Origin of the sequence: Klebsiella sp. RCJ4 (assembly GCF_009025755.1) — a bacterium.
GTDB classification, from domain to species: Bacteria; Pseudomonadota; Gammaproteobacteria; order Enterobacterales; family Enterobacteriaceae; genus Klebsiella; species Klebsiella michiganensis.
Map to the genome: position 1 here is coordinate 152,898 of NZ_WCIN01000040.1, position 24,282 is coordinate 177,179.

24 protein-coding genes are annotated in these 24,282 nt (G+C 57.3%); 15 read left to right on the forward strand and 9 right to left on the reverse strand.

Translation table 11 applies throughout. The features are described from left to right. Positions 1-6: 6 nt before the first annotated feature. The 4 genes from F8562_RS17895 to F8562_RS17910 are packed head-to-tail and all read left to right on the forward strand — an operon-like array spanning position 7 to position 4,049. Entirely contained in the window at positions 7-948 is a 942-nt protein-coding gene (locus F8562_RS17895) for a carbohydrate ABC transporter permease (protein WP_004852022.1), read from the forward strand. Positions 949-957: 9 nt separating this feature from the next. Then, positions 958-1,797, forward strand: a complete 840-nt coding sequence (locus tag F8562_RS17900) for a carbohydrate ABC transporter permease (RefSeq protein WP_009651976.1) — start codon at positions 958-960, stop codon at positions 1,795-1,797. Between the two features lie 10 nt (positions 1,798-1,807). Further along, positions 1,808-2,902: an ABC transporter ATP-binding protein gene (locus F8562_RS17905; protein ID WP_014229809.1), complete on the forward strand. Its 1,095-nt coding sequence runs from the start codon at positions 1,808-1,810 to the stop codon at positions 2,900-2,902. Between the two features lie 7 nt (positions 2,903-2,909). Beyond that, on the forward strand, positions 2,910-4,049 hold the full coding sequence (locus F8562_RS17910) for an alginate lyase family protein (protein ID WP_014229808.1): 1,140 nt from the start codon (positions 2,910-2,912) through the stop codon (positions 4,047-4,049). A gap of 170 nt (positions 4,050-4,219) precedes the next feature. Here the strand turns inward: F8562_RS17910 and F8562_RS17915 are convergent, their stop codons facing one another. Continuing rightward, entirely contained in the window at positions 4,220-4,564 is a 345-nt protein-coding gene (locus tag F8562_RS17915) for a RidA family protein (RefSeq protein WP_004113724.1), read from the reverse strand. A gap of 132 nt (positions 4,565-4,696) precedes the next feature. Between F8562_RS17915 and F8562_RS17920 the strand changes: the two genes are divergently transcribed. From F8562_RS17920 to rnd, 5 genes are all read left to right on the forward strand, one after another. Then, the gene (locus tag F8562_RS17920) at positions 4,697-6,607 is read left to right on the forward strand and encodes an ATP-dependent DNA helicase (protein ID WP_014229807.1); all 1,911 of its coding nucleotides are present in this window, start codon (positions 4,697-4,699) and stop codon (positions 6,605-6,607) included. A 67-nt stretch (positions 6,608-6,674) separates the two neighbouring features. Continuing rightward, complete coding sequence (tsaB, locus tag F8562_RS17925) at positions 6,675-7,370, forward strand: tRNA (adenosine(37)-N6)-threonylcarbamoyltransferase complex dimerization subunit type 1 TsaB (protein WP_004852009.1); 696 nt, start codon at positions 6,675-6,677, stop codon at positions 7,368-7,370. Positions 7,371-7,413: 43 nt separating this feature from the next. Then, positions 7,414-7,998 carry a Slp family lipoprotein gene (locus F8562_RS17930; RefSeq protein WP_042934114.1) on the forward strand — a complete coding sequence of 195 codons (585 nt, stop codon included), beginning with the start codon at positions 7,414-7,416 and terminating at the stop codon, positions 7,996-7,998. 208 nt (positions 7,999-8,206) lie between these two features. Then, on the forward strand, positions 8,207-9,892 hold the full coding sequence (fadD, locus tag F8562_RS17935; RefSeq protein WP_014229806.1) for a long-chain-fatty-acid--CoA ligase FadD: 1,686 nt from the start codon (positions 8,207-8,209) through the stop codon (positions 9,890-9,892). Positions 9,893-9,973: 81 nt separating this feature from the next. Next, positions 9,974-11,089, forward strand: a complete 1,116-nt coding sequence (gene rnd, locus F8562_RS17940) for a ribonuclease D (RefSeq protein ID WP_004852003.1) — start codon at positions 9,974-9,976, stop codon at positions 11,087-11,089. Between the two features lie 64 nt (positions 11,090-11,153). On the opposite strand, the gene minE is transcribed toward rnd, so the two are convergent. From minE to minC, 3 genes are read right to left on the reverse strand one after another with little or no spacing between them, the layout of a single operon-like run. Then, the gene (gene minE, locus F8562_RS17945; RefSeq protein ID WP_002910902.1) at positions 11,154-11,423 is read right to left on the reverse strand and encodes a cell division topological specificity factor MinE; all 270 of its coding nucleotides are present in this window, start codon (positions 11,421-11,423) and stop codon (positions 11,154-11,156) included. Positions 11,424-11,426: 3 nt separating this feature from the next. Beyond that, positions 11,427-12,239, reverse strand: a complete 813-nt coding sequence (gene minD, locus F8562_RS17950) for a septum site-determining protein MinD (RefSeq protein ID WP_004103267.1) — start codon at positions 12,237-12,239, stop codon at positions 11,427-11,429. 23 nt (positions 12,240-12,262) lie between these two features. Continuing rightward, positions 12,263-12,961: a septum site-determining protein MinC gene (minC, locus tag F8562_RS17955; protein ID WP_004852000.1), complete on the reverse strand. Its 699-nt coding sequence runs from the start codon at positions 12,959-12,961 to the stop codon at positions 12,263-12,265. 126 nt (positions 12,962-13,087) lie between these two features. Here minC and F8562_RS17960 point away from each other — a divergent pair, with 126 nt between their 5' ends. The 3 genes from F8562_RS17960 (at position 13,088) to F8562_RS17970 (ending at position 14,587) form a co-directional block, all read left to right on the forward strand. Beyond that, positions 13,088-13,369 carry a YcgL domain-containing protein gene (locus F8562_RS17960; protein WP_004138522.1) on the forward strand — a complete coding sequence of 94 codons (282 nt, stop codon included), beginning with the start codon at positions 13,088-13,090 and terminating at the stop codon, positions 13,367-13,369. A 17-nt stretch (positions 13,370-13,386) separates the two neighbouring features. Next, positions 13,387-14,046 carry a fumarylacetoacetate hydrolase family protein gene (locus tag F8562_RS17965; RefSeq protein ID WP_014838800.1) on the forward strand — a complete coding sequence of 220 codons (660 nt, stop codon included), beginning with the start codon at positions 13,387-13,389 and terminating at the stop codon, positions 14,044-14,046. Positions 14,047-14,140: 94 nt separating this feature from the next. After that, a complete protein-coding gene (locus F8562_RS17970) occupies positions 14,141-14,587 on the forward strand; it encodes a YcgN family cysteine cluster protein (RefSeq protein ID WP_004851995.1) in 447 nt (148 codons plus the stop codon). Positions 14,588-14,595: 8 nt separating this feature from the next. On the opposite strand, the gene F8562_RS17975 is transcribed toward F8562_RS17970, so the two are convergent. The 3 genes from F8562_RS17975 to nhaB all read right to left on the reverse strand — a co-directional run bounded on the left by F8562_RS17975 (position 14,596) and on the right by nhaB (position 17,269). Then, positions 14,596-14,940 carry a DUF1971 domain-containing protein gene (locus F8562_RS17975; protein ID WP_004103255.1) on the reverse strand — a complete coding sequence of 115 codons (345 nt, stop codon included), beginning with the start codon at positions 14,938-14,940 and terminating at the stop codon, positions 14,596-14,598. Between the two features lie 116 nt (positions 14,941-15,056). After that, positions 15,057-15,587, reverse strand: coding sequence for a disulfide bond formation protein DsbB (gene dsbB, locus F8562_RS17980; RefSeq protein WP_014229804.1), 531 nt, complete (start codon positions 15,585-15,587; stop codon positions 15,057-15,059). 128 nt (positions 15,588-15,715) lie between these two features. Then, positions 15,716-17,269: a sodium/proton antiporter NhaB gene (gene nhaB / locus F8562_RS17985; protein WP_014838798.1), complete on the reverse strand. Its 1,554-nt coding sequence runs from the start codon at positions 17,267-17,269 to the stop codon at positions 15,716-15,718. Between the two features lie 245 nt (positions 17,270-17,514). Here nhaB and fadR point away from each other — a divergent pair, with 245 nt between their 5' ends. Further along, the gene (fadR, locus tag F8562_RS17990) at positions 17,515-18,234 is read left to right on the forward strand and encodes a fatty acid metabolism transcriptional regulator FadR (protein ID WP_014229802.1); all 720 of its coding nucleotides are present in this window, start codon (positions 17,515-17,517) and stop codon (positions 18,232-18,234) included. Between the two features lie 60 nt (positions 18,235-18,294). Here fadR and F8562_RS17995 read toward each other — a convergent pair whose 3' ends face one another. After that, positions 18,295-19,827 (reverse strand): SpoVR family protein, encoded by a 1,533-nt coding sequence (locus F8562_RS17995; protein ID WP_004138526.1) that lies wholly within the window; start codon positions 19,825-19,827, stop codon positions 18,295-18,297. 321 nt (positions 19,828-20,148) lie between these two features. Here F8562_RS17995 and F8562_RS18000 point away from each other — a divergent pair, with 321 nt between their 5' ends. Both F8562_RS18000 and dadX read left to right on the forward strand, forming a co-directional pair. After that, positions 20,149-21,447, forward strand: coding sequence for a D-amino acid dehydrogenase (locus F8562_RS18000; RefSeq protein WP_014229801.1), 1,299 nt, complete (start codon positions 20,149-20,151; stop codon positions 21,445-21,447). A gap of 12 nt (positions 21,448-21,459) precedes the next feature. Continuing rightward, complete coding sequence (gene dadX, locus F8562_RS18005; protein WP_014229800.1) at positions 21,460-22,530, forward strand: catabolic alanine racemase DadX; 1,071 nt, start codon at positions 21,460-21,462, stop codon at positions 22,528-22,530. A gap of 16 nt (positions 22,531-22,546) precedes the next feature. Here dadX and F8562_RS18010 read toward each other — a convergent pair whose 3' ends face one another. Further along, positions 22,547-24,280 carry a potassium/proton antiporter gene (locus tag F8562_RS18010; RefSeq protein WP_004851981.1) on the reverse strand — a complete coding sequence of 578 codons (1,734 nt, stop codon included), beginning with the start codon at positions 24,278-24,280 and terminating at the stop codon, positions 22,547-22,549. Between the last annotated feature and the right edge of the window lie 2 nt (positions 24,281-24,282).

Consider the following 24,282-nt stretch of genomic DNA (forward strand, 5'->3'; position numbering starts at 1 on the left):
TAGGTTATGACGCTGCATGAGACGAAGTCCTCGCCGATAAAGCAGGCCGCTTCGCCTGACTCGACCGGATGGCTGAGCGCAAAGCGTAAGCGGGCGCTGATCCCGTGGCTGTTTTTAGCGCCTGCGCTGATTATTTTTAGCTGGTTTAAGTTTATCCCGATGATTCAGGGTCTGGTGATGAGCTTTTACAAGGTTAACTTTAATCAGCCCAACGAGTGGGTGGGGCTCGATAACTTCACCCGCGCTTTTGCCGACGCAGAGCTGCACGCGGCGGTGGTGAATACCCTGCTTTACGTGGTGGTAACGATGTTCGCCGCGGCTATCCTGGCGTTTTTCCTCGCCATGCTGCTGGAAGGCCCGGCGCGCCATCTGCGCTTTATTCGAACCGCCATCTTTTTACCGGCGGTTACCAGCGCGGCGATTGTCGCCGAAATGTGGCGCATTTTGTTTAACCCGACGCCCAACGGCGTGGTTAACCACATCCTCAGCTGGTTTGGCGTCGCCGACCAGGGCTTTCTTGCCAGCTCCGATCAGGCGCTGGGCGTCATCATGCTGCTGCATATCTGGAAAGCGGTGCCCTACAACATGGTGATCTTTATTGCCGGCCTGGCGGGAATCAGCCGCGATTTATACGATGCGGCGAACGTCGACGGCGCCAGTTGGTGGAACCGCCTGCGCTACGTCACGCTGCCCGGCATGATCCCGGCGCTCTCGGTGGTATTGATGCTCTCCTTCATTCGCGGTTTCCGCGTGTTTGCCGAGGTGTACGCCACCACCGGCGGGGGACCTTCTAACGCCACGGAAATGGTCATGACCCACATCTACAAGCTGGGCTTTGAGCAGTTTGACTATGGCTACGCTTCGGCGGTGTCGTTCCTGCTGTTTACCTTCACCGTAATCTTAACCATCTGTCATTTGACGCTGAAAAAACGTATCGCCCGTTACTAAGGAGCCGCGATGTTAAGCAAACGTTGGGATACAGCAGGGCGCTGGTGCATCTACGCGCTGCTGCTGATTGTCTTTGTCGGGCCGTTCTGGGGCATCGTCGCCACGGCATTCAGCGGCGCGCCTGTGAAGCCGGGCGAGCTGCTGGCCTGGCCGCATCAGTTCTCGTTGGAAAACTTCATCTTCGCGTGGATGGATATCGGCGTCTGGCAGTATCTGCTGAACTCCATTCTGGTGGTGTTCTTCGGCACCGTTCTGCAGGTGTCGGTCAGCGCGCTGGCGGCGTACGCCCTGGCGCGGAAGAAGTTTCGCGGCGTAGCGCTGGTGAGCCTGGTGATTTTGTCCACCATGATGCTGCCGGAAGAGGTCATCGCCATTCCGCTGTACATGATTATCAACTGGCGGCTGCCGCTGATCGACGCCTCGCTCTACAACAGCTATCTCGGAATGATTTTACCGGTCGTCGGCTGGGCGTTCTCCATCTTTGTCCTGACCGAATTTATGTCAGCGATACCGAAAGAGCTGGAGGAGGCGGCGCGGATTGACGGCGCCAACGAATGGCAGATTTTCTTCCACGTCATTCTGCCGCTGGTAAAACCGGCGCTCGGCACGGTGGTGACCTTCGGCTTTATTATGATTTGGGACCAGTACCTGCTGCCGCTGATTGTGGTCAACCAGGACAGCCTGAATACCATTCCGGTGATCCTCGGCACGCTGCGTACCGATGAGAGCATCACGCCGAACATTTTTATCGCCATTACGCTGCTGGCGATGCTGCCCAGCATCATCGTCTATCTGGGTCTGCAAAAACATTTCAATCGCGGGATTATGTCCGGCGCGGTCAAAGGATAAGGGGTTAACGATGGGATCGGTTGTATTAAATAGCGTGCGCAAATCATACGGGGATGCCCACGTCATTAAAGATGTGTCGCTGACGATTCCGGACGGCGAGTTCTGCGTTCTCGTCGGGCCCAGCGGCTGCGGCAAATCCACGCTGCTGCGCATGATTGCCGGGCTGGAGGAGATCTCCGGCGGCGAAGTGCATATCAACGAGCGTAACGTTACCGAGGTGGAGCCGAAGCTGCGCGACATTGCGATGGTATTCCAGAGCTATGCGCTCTACCCCCAGATGACGGTGCGTGAAAATATGGGCTTTGCCCTGAAGATGGCTAAGCTGCCGAAAGCGGAAATCAGCCAGAAGGTGAATGAAGCGGCGGCGCTACTGGGGCTGGAGCCGCTGCTGGAGCGCCTGCCCAAAGATCTCTCCGGCGGCCAGCGCCAGCGCGTGGCGATGGGGCGGGCGATCGTGCGTAAGCCGCAGGTGTTCTTGTTCGATGAACCGCTCTCCAACCTTGACGCCAAGCTGCGAACCCAGGTACGCGGTGAGATCCGCGAACTGCATCGTCGGCTGAAAACCACCTCGGTATACGTCACCCACGATCAGATTGAAGCTATGACTATGGGGCAGATGATTGTGGTGCTGCGCGACGGGCGAATAGAGCAGGCGGGGACCCCGCTGGAACTGTACGACCGGCCGGCGAATCTGTTTGTCGCCGGGTTTATCGGCTCGCCGGAGATTAACCAGCTGCCGGGCGTCGTGGTCTTGAACGGTAGCGCCACCAGCCTGCGTCTGAAAGATGGCTCCCTGTTGGCTTTGCCCGCCGGTTTACGGGTCACCGACGGCCAGCAGGTGGTGTACGCCATTCGCCCCGAACAGGTCAACGTGGTTCATGAAGCGCGGGACGATGCGCTGGCGGCGAAGGTGACGGCGGTGGAGAACACCGGCTCGGATATGCAGCTCTTCTGCGATACCGGCGGCGGGGCGTTTACATCGGTGTTCAAACAGCGTCTGGCCGTAAAAGAGGGCGATAAGATCTGGCTGCAGCCTAAGCTCGCCGGCGTGCACCTGTTCGATGCGCAAAGCGGCCAGCGCATAGCCTGCCGGGAGGGAAATTAAGGTGGCGATGAAGCTGTACACCCTTGACGAAACCTGCCTGGAAAACGCCCGGGCGGGCCTGAAGCAGCCCTTCTCGCCGCTGCAGCTGGCGCTAAGCAAGCTGGTATCGGAGGCGGATATCCTGCGTCGGGAAGCGCCGGAAAGCGTGGTACATAAAAAGCTGCGCCCGGCGAGCGGCGACGCGCACGATTACTACAGCCTGGGGACCTACTGGTGGCCAAACCCGCGGCGGCCCAACGGGCTGCCCTATATTCGCCGCGACGGGCATATTAATCCGCAGTGTGAGAACAACGACACGGATACCTCGCGCATTATCCGCATGTGCGAACGGTGCCTGACCCTCGGGCTGGCGTGGTACTTCACCGGTCAGCGCCAGTACGCGCAGGCGGCGGCTGCGCAGATCCGCTGCTGGTTCCTTGATGCGGAAACGCGGATGAACCCGCATCTGAACTATGGCCAGGCGATCCCGGGGATTGTTTCCGGTCGCGGTACCGGGCTTATCGATACCCGCTTAATGTGGATGGTGGTGGACACCATCGGTTTGATTAACGCGGCGAGCGTGCTTGATACCGACGATATCATCGGCCTGCACCAGTGGTTCCGCGACTTTAACCACTGGATGTACTACAGCGACATCGGCCACTCTGAGTACGTCTGGCACAACAACCACGGCACCTGGTACGACGCTCAGCGGACGGTTAACGCGCTATTTTATGGCGATAAAGGGCTGGCGGCGCGGATCATCGAGCAGGGGATCACCCAGCGGATGGCGGCGCAGATTGACCAGGACGGCAGGCAGACGATGGAGCTGGAACGTACCATTCCGTTCCACTACTCGCTGTTTAACCTGGAGGCGCATCTGCTGCTCAACCGCTACGCTGAACACGTTGAGTTCGATCGCTGGAACGCCATCCGCGATGGGCGAGGCGTGAAGCAGGGGATTGATTACCTGGTGCCGTTTATCCGGGAACCGGATCTCTGGCCCTACAGCGACCTGCAGGGAATCGTGTGGGATAGCGCGCTGCGCGTGCTGCTGCAGTCTGTGCGGGGCTATGCAAAACAATCTGCCAGCTATCGTGAAGCGCTGAAATGTGTGCCGCAGGAGACGCTGCAGCTGAAGGAACAGCTGATGTGGTGTCCGGGCTGATAGAACAATGCTTCTTGCCTCCCGACGGCGCTGTGCCCGATCTGCCTGGCTGCTATGTAGCCGGATAAGGCGTTTACGCCGCTATCCGGGGAATGCGCCGGATAACGGCTTTGGCGCGGCTTCTTCCCGGGCGGCGCTGCGCGTGCCCGGGCTACGGGGCCACGGCTGTCTTACACGGCGGCGATGATTTTAATCTCGACTTTGTACTTCGGATTCATCAGCTTCGCCTGCACCGTACAGCGCACCGGGGCATGACCGGCGACGACCCACGCATCCCAGGCCTGGTTCATCGCCGCAAAGTCTGCGCCGTCGGCAAGAAAAATCGTCGCATCAAGAATACGCGACTTGCTGCTGCCCTGTTTCTCCAGCACGGCGTCAATCTGCGCCAGGGTATCGGCGGTTTGCGCGCAGGCATCGGCATCAAGGTTGGACGGCACGCCGGTGTAGTACAGCGTCTGGTTGTGAATCACCACATCAGACCAGCGGGCTTCGGCATCAATACGCGTAATGGTCATGTTTATTTCCTCTTTGTTCCGGTTCATTAAGCTGCGGCAAGACTGCCATAATGTTTCACCTGCGTCACTACCCGCACTGGCGAAAACGACTCCACCCTGACATAATCACTGTCCAAATAACCAGGGGGTAATGTGATCGACGATTTTGCAGCAGACGGCCAGCTGGCCAGCGCGATTGCGGGATTTAAACCACGCGAGCCGCAGCGTCAGATGGCTTTCGCCGTCGCCAGCGCGATTGAAGAAACCCGTCCGCTGGTGGTTGAGGCGGGGACCGGGACCGGGAAAACCTACGCCTACCTGGCGCCTGCGCTCCGCGCCAATAAGAAAGTCATTATCTCCACCGGCTCGAAAGCGCTACAGGATCAGCTCTACAGTCGGGATTTACCCACTGTCGCTAAAGCGCTGAAGTACACCGGTAAGCTGGCCCTGCTGAAAGGGCGTTCGAACTACCTGTGCCTGGAGCGGCTGGAACAGCAGGCGCTCGCCGGCGGCGACCTGCCGGTGCAAACCCTCAGCGATGTCATTCTGCTGCGTTCGTGGTCTAACCAGACCGTCGATGGCGATATCAGCACCTGCGTTAGCGTGGCCGAAGATTCCCAGGCCTGGCCGCTGGTCACCAGTACCAACGATAACTGCCTCGGCAGCGACTGCCCGTTATATAAAGACTGTTTTGTGGTGAAGGCGCGGAAAAAGGCGATGGATGCTGACGTGGTCGTCGTCAACCACCATCTGTTCCTCGCCGATATGGTGGTCAAAGAGAGCGGCTTTGCCGAACTGATTCCCGAAGCGGAAGTGATGATCTTCGACGAAGCGCATCAGCTACCGGATATCGCCAGCCAGTACTTCGGCCAGTCGCTCTCCAGCCGCCAGCTGCTGGACCTGGCGAAAGATATCACCATTGCTTATCGCACCGAACTCAAAGACACCCAGCAGCTGCAGAAGTGCGCCGACCGACTGGCCCAGAGCGCGCAGGATTTTCGCCTGCAGCTGGGGGAACCCGGCTATCGCGGCAACCTGCGCGAGCTGCTGGCGGATAACAACATTCAGCGCGCGCTGCTGCTGCTTGATGATGCGCTCGAACTCTGTTACGACGTGGCAAAGCTGTCGCTGGGGCGCTCGGCGCTGCTCGACGCCGCCTTTGAGCGGGCCACCGTCTACCGCGGCCGCCTGAAGCGGCTCAAAGAGACCAACCAGCCCGGCTTTAGCTACTGGTATGAGTGCACTTCGCGTAATTTTACTCTGGCGCTGACTCCGCTGACGGTAGCGGATAAGTTTAAAGAGGTGATGGCGCAAAAATCGGGGAGCTGGATTTTTACCTCGGCGACGCTCTCGGTCAATGACGATTTGCACCACTTTACCGATCGCCTGGGGATTGGCGAAGCGCAAACGCTGCTGCTGCCCAGCCCCTTTGATTATGCCCATCAGGCGCTGCTGTGCGTACCCCGCAATTTACCTTTGCCGAACCAGCCCGGCGCGGCGCGCCATCTGGCGGCGATGCTCAAACCGCTGATTGAGGCCAACGACGGGCGCTGCTTTATGCTCTGCACCTCGCACGCCATGATGCGCGATCTGGCGGAACAGTTCCGCGCCACCATGACGCTGCCGGTGCTCCTGCAGGGAGAAACCAGCAAAGGTCAGCTTTTGCAGCAGTTCGTCAGCGCCGGGAATGCGCTGCTGGTGGCGACCAGCAGCTTCTGGGAAGGGGTGGACGTGCGCGGCGATGCGCTTTCGCTGGTGATTATCGACAAACTGCCGTTCACCTCGCCGGACGATCCGCTACTCAAAGCGCGGATGGAAGATTGTCGCCTGCGCGGCGGCGATCCTTTTGACGAGGTCCAGCTACCGGACGCGGTGATTACCCTTAAACAGGGGGTGGGGCGCCTGATTCGCGACATCGACGATCGCGGGGTACTGGTTATCTGCGACAACCGTCTGGTGATGCGTCCCTACGGCGCGGTCTTCCTCGCTAGCCTTCCGCCTGCGCCGCGCACGCGCGATATCCGCCGGGCGGTGCGTTTTCTTGCGGTGCCGCCGGCGAGGTAATCCGGCGCAAAATGTGGTAAGCTGCGCGCCATTTTGTCAATCTGCTAGAGCGAGAGCGCGACAACCCATGCGAATTTTAGCTATCGATACCGCCACGGAGGCCTGCTCCGCGGCGCTGTGGAATGATGGCACCCTCAGTGCTCATTTTGAAATCTGCCCCCGTGAACATACCCAACGTATCCTGCCCCTGGTGCAGGATGTCCTCAATGAAAGCGGAACGCTATTGACCGAGCTTGATGCGCTGGCCTTTGGCCGCGGGCCGGGGAGCTTCACCGGCGTGCGTATCGGCATCGGTATCGCGCAGGGGCTGGCGCTGGGGGCCGGGCTGCCGATGATCGGCGTATCTACGCTGGCAACCATGGCGCAGGGCGCGTGGCGGAAAAACGGCGCCACCCGCGTGCTGGCGGCCATCGACGCCAGGATGGGCGAAGTCTACTGGGCGGAATATCAGCGCGATGAGCAGGGCGTCTGGCACGGCGAAGAGAGCGAGGCGGTGCTGAAGCCGGAAGCGGTTCGCGAGCGGCTTCAGCGGCTGGAAGGCGAGTGGGCCACCGTGGGCACCGGCTGGCAGGCGTGGCCGGATATGGCTCGCGACTGCGGTTTAACGCTCGTCGATGGCGACATTCAGCTGCCTGAAGCGCAGGATATGCTGCCGCTGGCCTGCCACCTGTTTACGGCGGGAAAAACCGTGGCCGTCGAACACGCTGAGCCAGTTTATTTACGTAATGAAGTGGCGTGGAAGAAACTTCCTGGCCGCGAGTGAATCTCAGTAACTATATGTCTGAGAAGAAGGAAGGAGTCGCGTCATGGCGGGTCAAAAAAGGGTAGTGCGTAGGTTAGTCGCGGCAGCAGTCGTTGCTGCGCTGAGCGGGTGCGCTTCGGTGCCGGATGCCATTAAGGGCACCACCCCGACGCCGCAGCAGGATTTAGTCCGCGTGATGAACGCGCCGCAGCTGTATGTCGGCCAGGAGGCGCGTTTTGGCGGTAAGGTCGTCAGCGTGCAGAATCAGCAGGGTAAAACCCGCCTGGAAATAGCCACCGTTCAGCTTGACGACGCCGCGCGTCCGGAGCTGGGCGAAGCGTCGCGCGGGCGTATTTTTGCCGACGTGAACGGCTTTATCGACCCGGTGGATTTTCGCGGACAGCTGGTTACCGTGGTTGGCCCGATCGTCGGCGTCGTCGACGGTAAAGTGGGCAATACGCCGTATAAATTCATGCTGATGAACGCCACCGGCTACAAACGCTGGAACGTAGTCCAGCAGGTGGTCATGCCGCCGCAGCCGATGATGGACCCGTGGATGTTCGGCCCGCGTCCGTGGGGCTACGGGTACGGCGGCTGGGGCTGGTACAACCCCGGTCCTGCCGAAGTCAGAAACGTTGTAACCGAATGATTTTGTAGTCTTTGTAAGCAAAAAGAAACAGCGGCTGGTCCGCTGTTTCTTCGTTTTCAGTCAAATAAGAAAAATAAATAGTGACGCGCTTCGCAACCTGTACAACGGCTAATTAATAAACTGGTACGCTGAGTTAATATAATGTTAACAAAATGTTTGTTTATCAGGGGCTGTGATGACGACGAATAACTATTTCAGAGGTGATGCAGTGAAAAAGGTTTGGCTAAACCGTTATCCCGCGGACGTTCCTGCGGAGATAAACCCTGACCGCTATCAATCCCTGGTTGAACTGTTTGAACACGCCGTCCGCCGCTATGCCGATCAGCCGGCCTTTATCAATATGGGCGAGGTGATGACCTACCGTAAGCTGGAGGAGCGCAGTCGGGCGTTCGCCGCTTATCTACAGGAAGGGCTAGGCCTGCAAAAAGGCGACCGCGTCGCCCTGATGATGCCTAACCTGCTGCAGTATCCGGTGGCGCTGTTTGGTATTCTGCGCGCCGGCATGATCGTGGTAAACGTTAATCCGCTTTACACCCCGCGCGAACTGGAGCACCAGCTCAACGACAGCGGCGCCGCCGCCATTGTGATCGTTTCCAACTTCGCCCATACCCTTGAAAAGGTGGTTGATAAAACCCAGGTCAAGCACGTGATCTTAACCCGCATGGGCGATCAGCTTTCCACGGCGAAAGGGACGCTGGTTAACTTTGTGGTGAAGTACATCAAACGGCTGGTGCCAAAATATCATCTGCCGGACGCCATCTCGTTTCGCAGCGCGCTGCAGCACGGCTACCGTATGCAGTACATTAAGCCGGAAATCGTCTCTCAGGATCTCGCTTTTCTCCAGTACACCGGCGGGACCACCGGCGTGGCGAAGGGGGCGATGCTGACCCATCGTAATATGCTGGCGAACCTTGAGCAGGTCAACGGCACCTACGGGCCGCTGCTGCACCGCGGTAAAGAGCTGGTTGTTACCGCGCTACCGCTGTACCACATTTTTGCCCTGACCATGAACTGTCTGCTGTTTATAGAGCTGGGCGGGCAGAACCTGCTGATCACCAATCCGCGCGATATTCCAGGCCTGGTCAAAGAGCTGGCGAAATATCCCTTCACCGCGATGACCGGGGTCAACACCCTGTTTAACGCGCTGCTCAATAACAAAGAGTTTCAGCAGCTCGATTTCTCTTCACTGCATCTCTCCGCCGGCGGCGGAATGCCGGTACAGCAGGTGGTGGCGGAGCGCTGGGTTAAGCTGACCGGGCAATATCTGCTGGAAGGCTATGGCCTGACGGAGTGCGCGCCGCTGGTGAGTGTCAATCCGCACGATATCGACTATCACAGTGGCAGTATCGGCCTGCCGGTGCCCTCCACCGAAGCGAAGCTGGTGGATGATGACGATAATGAAGTCGCGCCGGGAGAACCGGGGGAGCTGTGCGTGAAAGGGCCGCAGGTGATGCTGGGCTACTGGCAGCGTCCGGACGCGACCGCTGAAATTATCAAGGACGGCTGGCTGCATACCGGCGATATCGCGGTGATGGATGAAGAGGGCTTCCTGCGTATCGTCGATCGCAAAAAAGATATGATTCTTGTCTCGGGCTTCAACGTCTATCCGAATGAAATCGAAGATGTGGTGATGCAGCACGCCGGGGTTCAGGAAGTGGCCGCGGTCGGCGTGCCGTCCGGCAGCAGCGGTGAAGCGGTGAAGATTTTCGTGGTCAAGAAAGATCCGGCGCTGACGGAAGAGATGCTGATCGCTTTCTGCCGTCGCCAGCTAACCGGCTACAAGGTGCCGAAGCTGGTGGAGTTTCGCGATGAGCTGCCGAAATCCAACGTCGGGAAAATTTTACGTCGAGAACTGCGTGACGAAGCCCGTGCTAAAGTAGACAATAAAGCCTGAGCTAAGAGTGAATCGCCAGACGCCGGCTAAGCCGGCGTTTTTTATGGGCGCAAGTTAAGAGAGTATGATTTGAACTATCAGATGATCACCACCAACGATGGCCTTCGCGCCGTCTGCGACGCGGCAAGCGCGGTTTCCGCCATCGCGCTGGATACGGAATTTGTCCGTACTCGTACCTACTACCCGCAGCTCGGTCTGCTCCAGCTGTTCGACGGCAGCCAGGTTTCGCTGATTGACCCGCTGGTCATCACCGACTGGGAACCGATGCGTGAACTGCTGCTGAATAAAGATGTGACCAAATTTCTGCACGCCGGCAGTGAAGATCTGGAAGTATTCCTCAATGCTTTTCATTTGATGCCGCAGCCGCTGATCGACACGCAAATTCTCGCCGCTTTTTGCGGCCGCCCGATGTCGTGGGGCTTTGCGTCGATGGTGGAAGAGTTTACCGGCGTGGCGCTGGACAAGAGCGAGTCCCGCACCGACTGGCTGGCGCGCCCGCTGACCGAACGCCAGTGCATTTATGCCGCGGCCGACGTCTGGTACCTGCTGCCGATTGCCGGAAAGCTGATGGCTGAAACAGACAGCGCAGGCTGGCTCTCCGCCGCCCTGGATGAATGTCAGCTGATGCAGCAGCGGCGTCAGGAGATTCAGGATCCCGCAGAGGCGTGGCGCGATATCGGTAATGCCTGGCAGCTGCGTACTCGTCAGCTGGGCTGCCTGCAGCTGCTGGCGGAGTGGCGTCTGCGCAAAGCGCGCGAGCGCGACCTGGCCGTCAACTTTGTGATTCGGGAAGAGCATTTGTGGAACGTGGCGCGCTATATGCCCACCAGCCTCGGGGAGCTTGACAGCCTCGGACTTTCGGGCAGCGAAATTCGTTTCCACGGCAAGACGCTGATTGGCCTCGTCGAGAAAGCGCAGGCGCTGCCGGAAGAGGCGCTGCCAGAGCCGCTGCAGAACCTGATCGACATGCCGGGCTATCGCAAGCTGTTTAAGGATATCAAAGCGCTTGTGCAGACCGTGAGCGCCGAGAAGGGCGTCAGCGCGGAGCTGCTGGCCTCAAGAAGACAGATTAACCAGCTGCTGAACTGGCACTGGGGGCTTAAAAACGGCAACGGGCAGCCTGAACTGGTTTCCGGCTGGCGCGGAGAATTGATGGCCGATCGCCTGAATGCGCTATTGAGCGACTACCCGCGCTAGCGCCGAACGGCATAGTGAAAAACCGGCTTCGCGCAGCGTTGCCGGTTTTTTTATACCTTCAGGCTCAGGACTTCGACTCTTCAGTTTCCGGCAGGGTCACGTTCAGCTCCAGAATCGAAATATCACCGTCCCTCTGCTCCAGCTGTACGCTGACCATTTCCGGGTCGATTTGCACATACTTGCAAATCACTTCGAGAATGTCTTTGCGCAGCTGCGGAAGATAGTGCGGTTCAGCGTCGCCGCGGCGGCGCTCCGCGACGATAATTTGCAGGCGCTCTTTCGCAATGTTGGCCGTGTTCTTTTTCCGCGAGAGAAAAAAGTCGAGTAATGCCATAATTTATCCTCCGAACAGGCGTTTGAGGAAACCTTTCTTCTCTTCTTCTACGAAGCGGAAAGGGCGTTCTTCTCCGAGCAGACGTTCAACGGTATCGGCATAGGCTTTACCCGCATCCGAGGCGTCATCCAGAATAACCGGTTCGCCCTGGTTAGACGCGCGCAGCACGGACTGATCTTCCGGAATCACGCCCACCAGATTGATGCGCAGAATTTCCAGCACGTCTTCCATGCTCAGCATGTCACCTTTGTTCACGCGGCCTGGGTTATAGCGCGTCAGCAGCAGATGCTCTTTAATCGGATCTTCGCCCCTTTCCGCGCGGCGGGATTTGGAGGCCAGGATGCCAAGGATACGGTCGGAGTCGCGAACGGAGGAGACTTCCGGGTTGGTGGTGATGATGGCTTCATCAGCGAAGTACAGCGCCATCAGCGCACCGGTTTCGATGCCTGCAGGGGAGTCACAGACGATAAAATCAAAATCCATTTTTTTCAGTTCTTCGAGAACTTTGTCTACGCCTTCGCGGGTCAGGGCGTCTTTGTCACGCGTCTGGGAGGCCGGAAGGATGTAGAGGTTCTCCGTGCGCTTGTCTTTAATCAGCGCCTGGTTCAACGTGGCATCGCCCTGGATGACGTTGACGAAGTCATAAACGACCCGGCGTTCACAGCCCATGATTAGATCGAGGTTACGCAGGCCGATGTCGAAGTCGATAACGACCGTTTTCTTTCCCTTCTGGGCCAAACCAGTAGCGATGGCCGCGCTGGAGGTGGTCTTGCCAACGCCTCCTTTACCCGAAGTCACAACAATAATGCGTGCCATAGAAATTCCTTGTTAAAAAGGGATTAATTCAACGATTGAATCGTCAAAGCGCTGTCGTCTAAACGTAGACGGGCCGCTTTGCCATAAAATTCGGCCGGAATGTTATCACTCAGCCAGTATTCCCCGGCGATGGAAACCAGTTCCGCCGAGAGGTTGCTGCAAAATATTTGGGCGTCTCTGTCGCCGCCGGCGCCGGCAAGCGCACGTCCCCGCATCATGCCATATACATGGATATTACCATCGGCAATAAGTTCAGCCCCGGCACTCACATGGTTTGTAACAATTAGATCACAGTGTGGCGCATAAATACGCTGACCGGAACGTACCGGCTGATCGATCAAGCGCGTTTTTGTGATCTGATTAACAGCTGGCGGCGGGGCAACGGGTTCTGGCGCGGCCTGACGGGTAATTTTTTCTTTCCCTTCGGTTAATAAAGGGATCCCGGCGCGGTCAATTTCGGTTTTCAGCCGAGGAAGTTTACATCCGCTTACGCCCATAATACGCAGACCGGTGGCCGCGATAGCCTCATGAAGAGGGCGCCAGTCGACGTCATCTTCAATGCTGCTGATATTCACCACCACGGGGGCATGACGTAAAAAGGCGGGAGCCTGGGCGATTTTGTCTTCTAACGCCTGACGAATAACCTCGGGATTTGCATCGTGCAAATGAATCACAGATAAGGTGAAGCTACTGCCCTTAAGTTCGATTGGCGTATTTGACATCCTGGCCTTACTCAATTTGCTGTTTATCACTCGCTGAAGTGCGGTGATATTCCGAAGACTAAAAGGCATGTTATAGTCACTCATATATAGAGGCAAGTGACCACAGGTCTAATTCCGAGTAAAACTATGTTTTGTGTGATCTATCGAAGTACTAAACGTGAGCAAACCTATTTATATGTCGAAAAAAAGGACGATTTCTCCCGCGTTCCTGACGAATTAATGTATAGCTTCGGTACGCCCAAACTGGCAATGATTTTACCGCTCGATGGGCGAAAAAAACTCATCCACGCCGATTTGGATAAAGTGAAACAGGCGCTGGCCGATCAGGGCTATTACCTTCAGCTCCCTCCTCCGTCTGAAAATTTACTCAAGAAACACCTGGCGGAACAGGGGAATAAATCTGATTAACCCACAGAGGGAAAACAATGTACCAACATCATAACTGGCAGGGTGCGCTACTGGATTATCCGGTAAGCAAAGTGGTGTGCGTGGGCAGCAACTACGCAAAACACATCAAGGAGATGGGCAGTGCGACGCCGGAAGAGCCGGTGCTGTTTATTAAACCTGAGACGGCGCTATGCGACATCCGCCAGCCGTTGGTGCTTCCTGAGGGGCTGGGGTCGGTGCACCACGAGGTTGAGCTGGCGGTGCTGATTGGCGGCACGCTGCGTCAGGCGACGGACGATCATGTGCACAAAGCCATCGCCGGCTATGGCGTGGCGCTGGACCTCACTCTGCGCGATCTGCAGGGCAAAATGAAAAAAGCCGGGCAGCCGTGGGAAAAGGCGAAAGGCTTTGATAACTCCTGCCCGATTTCGGGGTTTATTCCCGCCGGCGAATTTCACGGCGACGCGCAGAATACGCCGCTGAGCCTGAAGGTAAACGGCGAGGTGCGCCAGCAGGGCACGACGGCCGACATGATTCATAAAATTGTGCCGCTGATCGCCTATATGTCGCGCTTCTTCACTCTGAAAGCTGGAGATGTGGTGCTGACCGGCACCCCGGAAGGCGTGGGGCCGCTCTCCAGCGGCGACGAGCTGGAAGTCGGTTTTAACGGGTTTTCGCTGATCACCCGCGTGCTGTAACGACCGCTTGCCGCCTTCTCCGGGCGGCAAAACTTGCATCGGCGTGCCAGACTGGTTATAAGGTGCACCCTGAACTGCAATGACGGACATCCCAATGAGCGAACAACCTTTCTGGCAACACAAAACACTGGATGAAATGAGCGATGCGGAGTGGGAATCACTTTGCGACGGCTGCGGACAGTGCTGCCTGCATAAGCTGATGGATGAGGATACCGACGAAATCTACTTCACCAACGTCGCCTGCCGTCAGCTTAATATCAAAACCTGCCAGTGCCGTAACTATGAGCGCCGTTTCGAATATGAACCGGACTGCATTAAGCTCACCCGCGACAACCTGCCTACGTTTGAATGGCTGCCGCCGACCTGCGCCTATCGTCTGCTGGCGGAAGGTCAACCGCTGCCGCACTGGCACCCGCTGTTAACCGGTTCGAAGGCGGCGATGCATGGCGAACGCATCTCGGTTCGCCATATTGCTGTGAAAGAATCCACGGTGGTTGACTGGCAGGATCATATCCTGAACAAACCAGACTGGGCGCAGTAGGCGCTCAGTTAGCCTTTCTTCGCGTGAAATAGCCCGCTTTCACCGTCGGCGTCATCTGCAACCCAAAAGTTAATATTGAACTGCGCGTCGTCGCTAAGCTCAATGCGGTGCCAGTACTGCGGCGGGCTGGTCGCGAACTGTCCGGCGTTGATAACGACCTTTGCTTCAGGCTCTGTCGCCTGTTCGTCGGCGAAACCATAATAGGTTACCGTACCTTCCATCACGCAAAGCTGGCCGAAAACACCCGCAGCGGTGTTGTGGTGCGTCAGCAGAGCGGCAGGGACGTTCTGTTTGGTAAAGAATGGGGTGGAGCGTTTTACCTTCCAGCTAGCGGGAATACGCAAATGAGACATCATGTGCTCCTTAGTTAACATCGATAAGTTGCATTTAATATGCAACTTTATGTGACCGACGTCAACGTGCAGGCAAAAAAAACGCTCCCGGAGGAGCGCTTTATCAGCAATCGTTCTTAGCGGCCAAACAGATCGCGCTTTTTAGGTTTAAACGGCTGTGCGATAAGCACCAGCGCGCCGACAACCAGATAGGCGGCGAAGATCCCGACCAGCCACTGCGGCATTTCCAGCGTCAGGAATTCCCACTGGCGTACGGAGCAGTCACCGGTGGCGACAAATACCTGAGGCAGCCATTTATCCAGCGGCAGCCACGTGGGGAAACGAGCGGCGAAATCGCAGGTCTGGAAGGGGGATGGGTGAAGCTGAATCATGGTGTGTTCCCATGCCAGCTGCAGTCCGCGCAGGGCGCTGTAGAGCCAGATAATAATCGCCACATAGCGCAGAGGCGATTTTGGCGCAATGGCGCCGACAATACCGGCACCCATAATGCCAAAAAGCGCGCAGCGTTCGTAAATACAGAGTACGCAGGGTTGCAGCAGCATGACGTGCTGGAACCACAAAGCAACCAATTCAAGAACAAACGCGGTAAGCGCCATCAGGAGCCAGGCACCGCGTCCCCTTGAGCACTGGTTTAAATATCGCAACATAATCATTTCCCTGGAACATGCTAAATCATGGCAGTGTAAACGAAAACCGATGCGACGCCAGCAGCTAGTCTGAAAATATTACGTAAGCGAATATGGAATACCCGGATTTTTGATCCGGGCATTGCTTTTTATTTCAGCAGCTGAGGCGTCACCAGCCAACCCTGCTCCAGCATCCACTGGGTCGCTGGCATCAAGGTAAACTCGACGCACGCCAGGCCCACCAGGGTCAGGACGAGAGTATACGGCAGCGCCATCCACACCATACGGCCATAGGAGAGGCGAATCAGCGGGGCCAGCGCGGAGGTGAGCAGGAACAGAAACGCGGCCTGACCGTTCGGCGTGGCGACGGATGGCAGGTTAGTACCGGTATTAATGGCCACCGCCAGCAGCTCAAACTGCGGCAGGCCGATCGTCCCATGCTCCAGGGCCGTCTTCACTTCGTTGATGTACACGGTGCCGACGAAGACGTTATCCGAAATCGATGATAGCAGGCCGTTAAACAGATAGAACAGCGACAGCTGGGCGTGCGGCGAGGCCTGGAGAACAAATTCGATCACCGGGGCAAACAGGTGCTGATCGATGATCACCGCCACGACGGCAAAAAAGACCGTCAGCAGCGCGGTAAACGGCAGCGCTTCGGTAAACGCTTTGCCGATGGCGTGTTCGTCGGTGACGCCGGAAAAAGTCGTTGCCAGAACGATGACCGACAGGCCAATCAGGCCGACTTCCGCCAGATGCAGCGCCAGCGCGACGATCAGCCAGACGCCGATAATCCCCTGGGCGATAAGGCGCAGGCGATCCTGGCGGCTGCGGCTCTGACGGCTACGATCGTCAAACTCCTGCAGCACTTTGCGCACCGTTGGCGGCAGCGGTTCGCCGTAGCCAAACAGGCGGAATTTCTCCAGCAGCAGGCAGGTGAGCAGGCCGCATACCAGCACCGGTAAGCTTACCGGCAGCATGCGCATGAAGAATTCACCGAAGTGCCAGCCCGCGGCTTTGGCGATAATCAGGTTCTGCGGCTCGCCGACCATCGTCATTACGCCGCCGAGCGCGGTGCCGACCCCGGCGTGCATCATCAGGCTGCGCAAGAAGCCGCGAAACTGCTCCAGAACATCGCGATAGTGCTGCTCGATATGGCTGTCGTCGAGCATGTTGTCATCGTCCGGCCGCGCCGAAGCGGCTTTGTGATAAATACCGTAGAAGCCAACGGCTACGCTGATCACGACGGCGACAACGGTCAACGCGTCGAGGAAGGCGGAGAGGAAAGCGGACGCGATGCAAAACGCCAGCGACAGCAGCATCTTGCTGCGAATGCCGAGCAGCAAACGGGTGAAGATGAACAGCAGCAGCTGCTTCATGAAGTAGATACCCGCCACCATAAACATCAGCAGCAGCAGGACTTCAAGATTACTGGCCACTTCTTCGCGAATATGCCCGGGCGTGGTCATACCGATAAATACCGCTTCAATAGCCAGCAGGCCGCCCGGCAGCAGCGGATAACATTTAAGCGCCATCGCCAGGGTGAAGATAAATTCGATAACCAGCAGCCATCCGGCAATAAACGGATGAAGATAAAAGACCAGCGGATTAACGATCAAGAAAATGATGAGAGTGAGTTTGTACCAGTCCGGGGACTGACCAAGAAAGTTGCGCCACAGGGCGCGGCCATACGACATTTCCACGACAGACATCCTTTCTCCGTCAAATTCTGAAACATGATTTTATGCGTAACTATACGCAAGATTACCAGTTGCGCAAAACGAGACGCAACTTTCTTCGCATCACGTTCTTTAGCCACAGAAAGTGTGAAATGAAAAGTTGAAAATGAAACGGCGATCCCTTTTTAATTACTTTCTGGCGCTATCTGCCTTATGGTCGCTCTGGTATGATGAGTCGAATAGCAACGCTGTGTAATGGAAATCTTATTATGGTCATTAAGGCGCAAAGCCCTGCGGGTTTCGCTGAAGAGTACATCATTGAAAGTATCTGGAATAACCGCTTCCCTCCTGGTTCAATTCTTCCCGCTGAACGTGAACTTTCTGAACTGATTGGTGTTACCCGTACAACCTTACGTGAAGTGTTGCAGCGTCTGGCCCGCGATGGCTGGTTAACTATTCAGCACGGTAAGCCTACCAGGGTGAACAACTTCTGGGAAACGTCAGGTCTGAATATTCTCGAAACCCTCGCGCGTCTCGATCACGACAGCGTTCCGCAGCTGATTGATAATCTGCTGTCCGTGCGTACCAATATTTCGACTATTTTTATCCGCACCGCTTTCCGTCAGCACCCGGATAAGGCGCTGGAGGTTCTGGCGAGCGCGCGTGAAATTGAAGACCACGCCGATGCGTTTGCCGAGCTGGATTATAATATCTTCCGCGGTCTGGCCTTTGCTTCAGGTAACCCCATCTACGGCCTGATCCTCAACGGGATGAAAGGTCTGTACACCCGCATAGGTCGTCACTATTTTGCCAACCCGGAAGCGCGTAGCCTGGCGCTCGGCTTCTATCATCAGCTGGCGAAAGTATGTGAAGAAGGGCTTCATGAACAGGTTTATGAAATCGTTCGCCGCTACGGGCATGACAGCGGGGAGATTTGGCATCGTATGCAGAAGAATTTGCCGGGTGACCTGGCGATTAATATGCGCTAGACCCCGCCCACGAATAAACAACGCCCGGTGCTGTCACCGGGCGTTTTGCTTTTTTACGCGCTACAGCGGATTGGGCCGCGGTGGCGTGCGTTCCAGCAGCTCAACGCTACCATCGGCGTTTTGCTGCTCCAGAAGAACGTCAAATCCCCACAGGCGGTGGACGTGCTTCAGCACCTCGCGGCGGCCTTTATCCAGCGGCACGCGGTTGTGCGGCACGTAGCGCAGGGTGAGCGAACGGTCGCCGCGCAGATCCACATTCCATACCTGAATGTTCGGCTCGAGGTTGCTCAGGTTGTACTGCGCTGAAAGCTTCGAACGAATCTCACGATATCCCTCTTCATTATGAATGGCGGATATTTCCAGATAGTTGTTGTGATCGTCATCGAGCACGGTAAAGAAGCGGAAATCGCGCATGATTTTCGGCGACAGGAACTGGCTGATAAAGCTTTCATCCTTGAAGTCGCGCATGGCGAAGTGCAGGGTTTCGAGCCAGTCGGATCCGGCAATATCCGGGAACCAGTACCTGTCCTCTTCCGTCGGCGACTGACAAATACGTTTGATATCCTGGAACATGGCAAAACCCAGCGCGTAGGGGTTAATGCCGCTGTACCACTGGCTGTTATAGGGCGGCTGGAACACCACGTTGGTGTGGCTGTGCAGAAACTCCAGCATAAAGCGCTCGGTGACTTTTCCTTCATCATAAAGATGATTCAGGATGGTGTAGTGCCAGAAGGTCGCCCAGCCTTCGTTCATCACCTGAGTCTGCTTCTGTGGATAAAAATACTGGCTGACCTTACGCACGATACGCAGGATCTCACGCTGCCATGGCTCCAGCAGGGGCGCGTTTTTCTCCATAAAGTAGAGCAGGTTTTCCTGCGGCTCAGAGGGATAGCGGCGCGCCGCTTCAATGGTCTTTTCCTCTTCGCGCTTCGGCAGGGTGCGCCACAGCATATTCACCTGGCTTTGCAGATACTCTTCCCGGCTTTTTTGCCGCGCCTTTTCCTCCTGCAGCGAGATTTTCTGCGGGCGTTTATAGCGGTCAACGCCGTAGTTCATCAAGGCGTGGCAGGAGTCGAGCAGCTTCTCGACTTCATCAACGCCGTAGCGCTCTTCACATTCGGTGATGTATTTACGCGCGAAGATGAGATAGTCGATGATGGAGCTGGCGTCGGTCCAGCTGCGAAAGAGGTAGTTATTTTTGAAAAACGAGTTGTGCCCGTAGCAGGCGTGCGCCATCACCAGCGCCTGCATGGTGATGGTGTTCTCTTCCATCAAATAGGCGATACAGGGGTTGGAGTTAATGACGATTTCATAGGCCAGCCCCTGTTGCCCGTGCTTATAGGCCTGTTCGGTCTCAATGAATTTTTTACCAAACGACCAGTGCGGATAGTTAATCGGCATCCCGACGCTGGAGTAGGCATCCATCATCTGTTCGGAAGTAATGACTTCGATTTGGTGCGGATAGGTGTCAAGACGATACAGCTTTGCCACCCGATCGACTTCTGCCAGATAGGTTTCCAGCAGCTCAAAAGTCCAGTCGGGTCCATCGCTTAAACGGGTTGTGTCCTTGTTCATGGAATCAATCGTAGCCATTAGCGCGCCCTCGTTGTTGATGGTTCTCTCTGTACGGAAAACCTCTTAACAAGCATAGAACACGGCGTCGCAAACTGCGTGCATCCACATTTTCTTTTCTTCGCGATTTCACAATCTTATAGGCGTTGTTTTGCGGTTTAAACAGGATTTTATTCTGTAGAAAAATGAGGCGCAGCAGGAGATGGTAAACCGACGGGGGCAGAGCTGGCGCAGAACCCTGTGAGATAAGTCACCATAAATAAAGCGTTTGTTGAATAATATTTTCATCTGAGTTATCAATTTGTAATCAGATGATTGTTCTTTAACGATTACGGAGCCGCTATGCGCGTCGTCATACTGGGAAGTGGGGTAGTTGGAGTCGCTAGCGCCTGGTACTTAAGCCAGGCAGGACATGAAGTGACGGTTATCGATCGTCAGCCGGGGCCGGCCGAAGAGACCAGCGCCGCTAACGCCGGGCAGATCTCTCCCGGCTACGCTGCGCCGTGGGCGGCGCCGGGCGTACCGTTGAAGGCGATTAAGTGGATGTTCCAGCGCCACGCGCCGCTGGCTATCGGGCTGGATGGCACGCCGTTCCAGCTGAAATGGATGTGGCAGATGCTGCGCAACTGCGACACTCGCCACTATATGGAAAACAAAGGACGTATGGTGCGCCTGGCGGAGTACAGCCGCGACTGCCTGAAGGCGCTGCGCGAGAGCACCGGTATCCAGTATGAAGGCCGGCAGGGCGGCACGCTGCAGCTTTTCCGCACCGACAAGCAGTTCGAAAACGCGACCCGCGATATCGCGGTACTGCAGGAGGCGGGCGTGCCTTACCAGCTGCTGGAGGCAAACCGCCTGCTGGACGTTGAACCGGCGCTGGCGGAAGTGAGCCATAAACTGACGGGCGGTTTACGTTTACCCAATGATGAAACCGGCGACTGCCAGCTTTTCACCACGCGTCTGGCCCTGATGGCGGAACAGGCGGGCGTGACTTTCCGTTTTAATACACCGGTGGATGAACTGCTCTATGAAGGGGATCTCATCTCCGGCGTGAAGTGCGGCGCTGAAATCATCAAAGCCGACGCTTACGTGATGGCATTCGGTTCATATTCGACGGCCATGCTGAAAGGGCTGGTGGATATTCCGGTCTACCCGCTGAAAGGCTATTCGCTGACGATTCCGATCGCGCAAGAAGACGGCGCGCCGGTTTCGACTATCCTTGATGAAACCTACAAAATCGCCATCACCCGTTTCGACAGGCGTATTCGCGTTGGCGGAATGGCGGAAATTGTTGGATTTAATAAAGAACTGCTGCAGCCGCGGCGTGAAACCCTGGAGATGGTGGTGCGCGATCTGTTCCCGCGCGGCGGCCACGTTGAACAGGCAACCTTCTGGACCGGACTGCGTCCGATGACCCCGGACGGTACGCCGGTGGTGGGCCGCACGGCGTATAAAAATCTGTGGCTCAACACCGGCCACGGCACGCTGGGATGGACCATGGCCTGCGGTTCAGGCCAGCTGATCAGCGATCTGATCTCCGGGCGTACGCCGGCGATCCCGTATGACGATCTTGCCGTCGCCCGCTACGGCCGCGGCTTTACGCCGGCCCGCGCTCAGCATCTGCATGGCGTTCACAATTAACAAGGAGCTTTCATGTCTCGTCCTGTAAAGGCCAGCATTGATATGTCAGCCTTACGCCAGAATCAACACATTGTTCGCCGCGCGGCGCCCGGCTCGCGCCTGTGGGCGGTGGTCAAAGCCAATGCTTATGGCCACGGCCTGGCAAGGGTCTGGAACGCGCTGAGCGCCGCGGACGGTTTCGCGATGCTCAATCTTGAAGAGGCGATCCTGCTGCGCGAGCTCGGCTGGAAAGGGCCGATACTGATGCTGGAAGGTTTCTTCCATGCCGATGAGCTGGCGCTGTTTGATAAATACCGATTGACTACCAGCGTGCACAGTAACTGGCAAATCAAGGCGCTGCAGCAGGCGAAGCTGCACGCGCCCCTCGATATTTACGTCAAGGTGAATAGCGGGATGAATCGGCTGGGTTTTATGCCGGACCGTTTGCACATCGTCTGGCAGCAGCTGCGAGCGCTCGGTAACGTCAGCGAAATGACGTTAATGTCGCATTTCGCCGAAGCGGAAAACCCGGACGGCATTGTCGAGCCGATGCGGCGCATTGAGCAGGCGGCGGAAGGGCTGGATTGCCCGCGCTCGCTGGCGAACTCGGCGGCAACCTTGTGGCATCCGGAGTCGCATTTTAACTGGGTGAGGCCGGGGATCGTGCTGTACGGCGCCTCGCCTTCAGGCCTGTGGCAGGATGTGGCCAACACCGGGCTGAAACCGGTGATGACGCTAAGCAGCGAAATTATTGCCGTACAGAACCTGAAAGCCGGTGAAGCGGTCGGCTACGGCGCAACCTGGCGCACGGCGGAGGAGCGGCGTATCGGCATCGTTGCCTGCGGCTATGCCGATGGTTACCCGCGGCTGGCGCCGAGCGGTACGCCGGTGCTGGTTGACGGCGTACGCACCGTGACGGTCGGGCGCATCTCAATGGATATGCTGGCCGTGGATTTAACCCCATGCCCGCAGGCAGGGATCGGCGCGCCGGTTGAGCTGTGGGGCAAAGAGATCAAAATTGACGATGTCGCGGCCGCCTGCGGCACCGTCGGATATGAATTAATGTGCGCGCTCGCGCCGCGCGTACCGGTTGTGACGGTGTAACTTAGCCTGAGGCGGATCACTCCGCCTCATCTTCCGCCATCCGTACGCCGACCCGCAGTACGTGATCCTCTTCCTTTTCCGCCACCGTCCACACCATCCCGGCAAATTCCACCTGGTCGCCGACCACCGGCGCGGCGCCTAACAGGTGCTGTATGACGTCACCCAGCGACTGCTGGCGATCGCGAAACTCTTCTCCCCCGTCAATGCCGTAAATCTGCGCGACGTCGGCAAATCTGGCGCTGGCATCGAGGATAAAATCACCGAAGAAGCGCTGATCCAGCGCCACCGGCGGCGACTGGCTGAACAGTTTACCCAGCGCGGGCAGGTCACGTTCGCGGCCAATCACGCAGAGAATATCGCCTTCCAGCAGCCGGGTACTGCCGGTAGGGTGCAGGAGTACGTTGTCGCGAAACAGCGCGGCAATCCGCGTCTCCGGCGGCATATGCAGGTCGCGCAGCGCCGCGCCGACGCACCATTTTTCGGCGCTAAGCTGGTACACGAACTGCTCCCACGGGTTTTCCGGATGGATATCCAGCCCGACGCGGGAGATGGGCGAGCCGACCGGCGGCACCACCACTTTGGCTTTCTTCGCCGCCCAGGAGAGCGAGGTCCCCTGTAAAAGCAGCGAGACCAGCACCACGAAGAAGGCCACGTTAAAGAACAACCGCGCATTCTCCAGGCCCGCCATCATCGGGAAGACGGCGAGAATAATCGGCACCGCGCCGCGCAGGCCCACCCAGCTGATAAATATCCGCTCGCGCAGGTTGAAGCCGCGAAACGGCAGCAGACCGGCAAACACCGACAGCGGACGGGCGATAAAGATCATCCACATCGACAGAATGAGCGCCGGGATGGCGATAGGCCACAGGTCGGACGGGGTGACCAGCAGGCCGAGCACCAGGAACATGGCGATCTGCGCCAGCCACGCCAGGCCGTCGAAGTTTTGCAGGATACCGTGGCGGTTGCGAATCGGCCGGTTGCCGAGCAGGAATCCGCACAGGTAGACCGCGAGGATGCCGCTGCCGTCCAGCGAGGTGGTGGCGGCGAAAATCATGATCCCGCCGCTCAGCGCCAGCAGAGGATAAAGCCCGGCCGGCAGCACAATGCGATTAATCATCTGCAGCAGCAGATAGCCGCCGCCGAGGCCGATAGCGATACCCAACCCGAACTGCTGCACGATATGCACCGCGAACATCCAGCTCAGGCCGGTCTCGTGCTGCTGAATCATCTCGATAAGGGTAATGGTCAGGAACACCGCCATCGGATCGTTGCTGCCGGATTCAATTTCCAGCGTCGAGCCGACGCGTTCGTTCAGCCCTTTACCGCCGAGGAGTGAGAACACCGCCGCGGCATCGGTTGAGCCGACGATAGCGCCGATCAGCAGCCCTTCAATCAGGTTGAGATGAAACAGCCAGGCCGCCATCAGTCCGGTCAGGGCCGAGGTGATTAGCACCCCGACCGTGGCGAGCGAGAGGGCGGGCCACAGCGCCACGCGAAAAGAGCTGGCCTGAGTGCGCATCCCGCCGTCAAGCAGGATAACCGCCAGCGCCAGGTTGCTCACCATGTAGGCGAAAGGGTAGTTGTCAAACGGAATGCCGCCGATACCGTCAATGCCCGCCAGCATCCCAATCGCCAGGAAGATAACCAGAATCGGGATGCCGAGGCGTGAGGAAAAGGAACTTAATAAAATACTACAGGTTACTAAAACAGAACCCAGGATAAACAGACTGATGACCGCAGCGGCGTCCAATG

Bases quoted from the DNA above. Each gene is read 5' to 3' on its own strand.
- F8562_RS17995 (WP_004138526.1), bottom strand. From the start codon at position 19,827: ATGGCTACGATTGATTCCATGAACAAGGACACAACCCGTTTAAGCGAT.
- F8562_RS17905 (WP_014229809.1), top strand. From the start codon at position 1,808: ATGGGATCGGTTGTATTAAATAGCGTGCGCAAATCATACGGGGATGCC.
- fadR (WP_014229802.1), top strand. From the start codon at position 17,515: ATGGTCATTAAGGCGCAAAGCCCTGCGGGTTTCGCTGAAGAGTACATC.
- F8562_RS17930 (WP_042934114.1), top strand. From the start codon at position 7,414: ATGGCGGGTCAAAAAAGGGTAGTGCGTAGGTTAGTCGCGGCAGCAGTC.
- F8562_RS17910 (WP_014229808.1), top strand. From the start codon at position 2,910: ATGAAGCTGTACACCCTTGACGAAACCTGCCTGGAAAACGCCCGGGCG.
- minE (WP_002910902.1), bottom strand. From the start codon at position 11,423: ATGGCATTACTCGACTTTTTTCTCTCGCGGAAAAAGAACACGGCCAAC.
- F8562_RS17970 (WP_004851995.1), top strand. From the start codon at position 14,141: ATGAGCGAACAACCTTTCTGGCAACACAAAACACTGGATGAAATGAGC.
- F8562_RS17895 (WP_004852022.1), top strand. From the start codon at position 7: ATGACGCTGCATGAGACGAAGTCCTCGCCGATAAAGCAGGCCGCTTCG.
- dadX (WP_014229800.1), top strand. From the start codon at position 21,460: ATGTCTCGTCCTGTAAAGGCCAGCATTGATATGTCAGCCTTACGCCAG.
- minD (WP_004103267.1), bottom strand. From the start codon at position 12,239: ATGGCACGCATTATTGTTGTGACTTCGGGTAAAGGAGGCGTTGGCAAG.
- F8562_RS17965 (WP_014838800.1), top strand. From the start codon at position 13,387: ATGTACCAACATCATAACTGGCAGGGTGCGCTACTGGATTATCCGGTA.
- dsbB (WP_014229804.1), bottom strand. From the start codon at position 15,587: ATGTTGCGATATTTAAACCAGTGCTCAAGGGGACGCGGTGCCTGGCTC.
- F8562_RS17900 (WP_009651976.1), top strand. From the start codon at position 958: ATGTTAAGCAAACGTTGGGATACAGCAGGGCGCTGGTGCATCTACGCG.
- F8562_RS18000 (WP_014229801.1), top strand. From the start codon at position 20,149: ATGCGCGTCGTCATACTGGGAAGTGGGGTAGTTGGAGTCGCTAGCGCC.
- F8562_RS17975 (WP_004103255.1), bottom strand. From the start codon at position 14,940: ATGTCTCATTTGCGTATTCCCGCTAGCTGGAAGGTAAAACGCTCCACC.
- F8562_RS17915 (WP_004113724.1), bottom strand. From the start codon at position 4,564: ATGACCATTACGCGTATTGATGCCGAAGCCCGCTGGTCTGATGTGGTG.
- tsaB (WP_004852009.1), top strand. From the start codon at position 6,675: ATGCGAATTTTAGCTATCGATACCGCCACGGAGGCCTGCTCCGCGGCG.
- minC (WP_004852000.1), bottom strand. From the start codon at position 12,961: ATGTCAAATACGCCAATCGAACTTAAGGGCAGTAGCTTCACCTTATCT.
- rnd (WP_004852003.1), top strand. From the start codon at position 9,974: ATGATCACCACCAACGATGGCCTTCGCGCCGTCTGCGACGCGGCAAGC.
- F8562_RS17960 (WP_004138522.1), top strand. From the start codon at position 13,088: ATGTTTTGTGTGATCTATCGAAGTACTAAACGTGAGCAAACCTATTTA.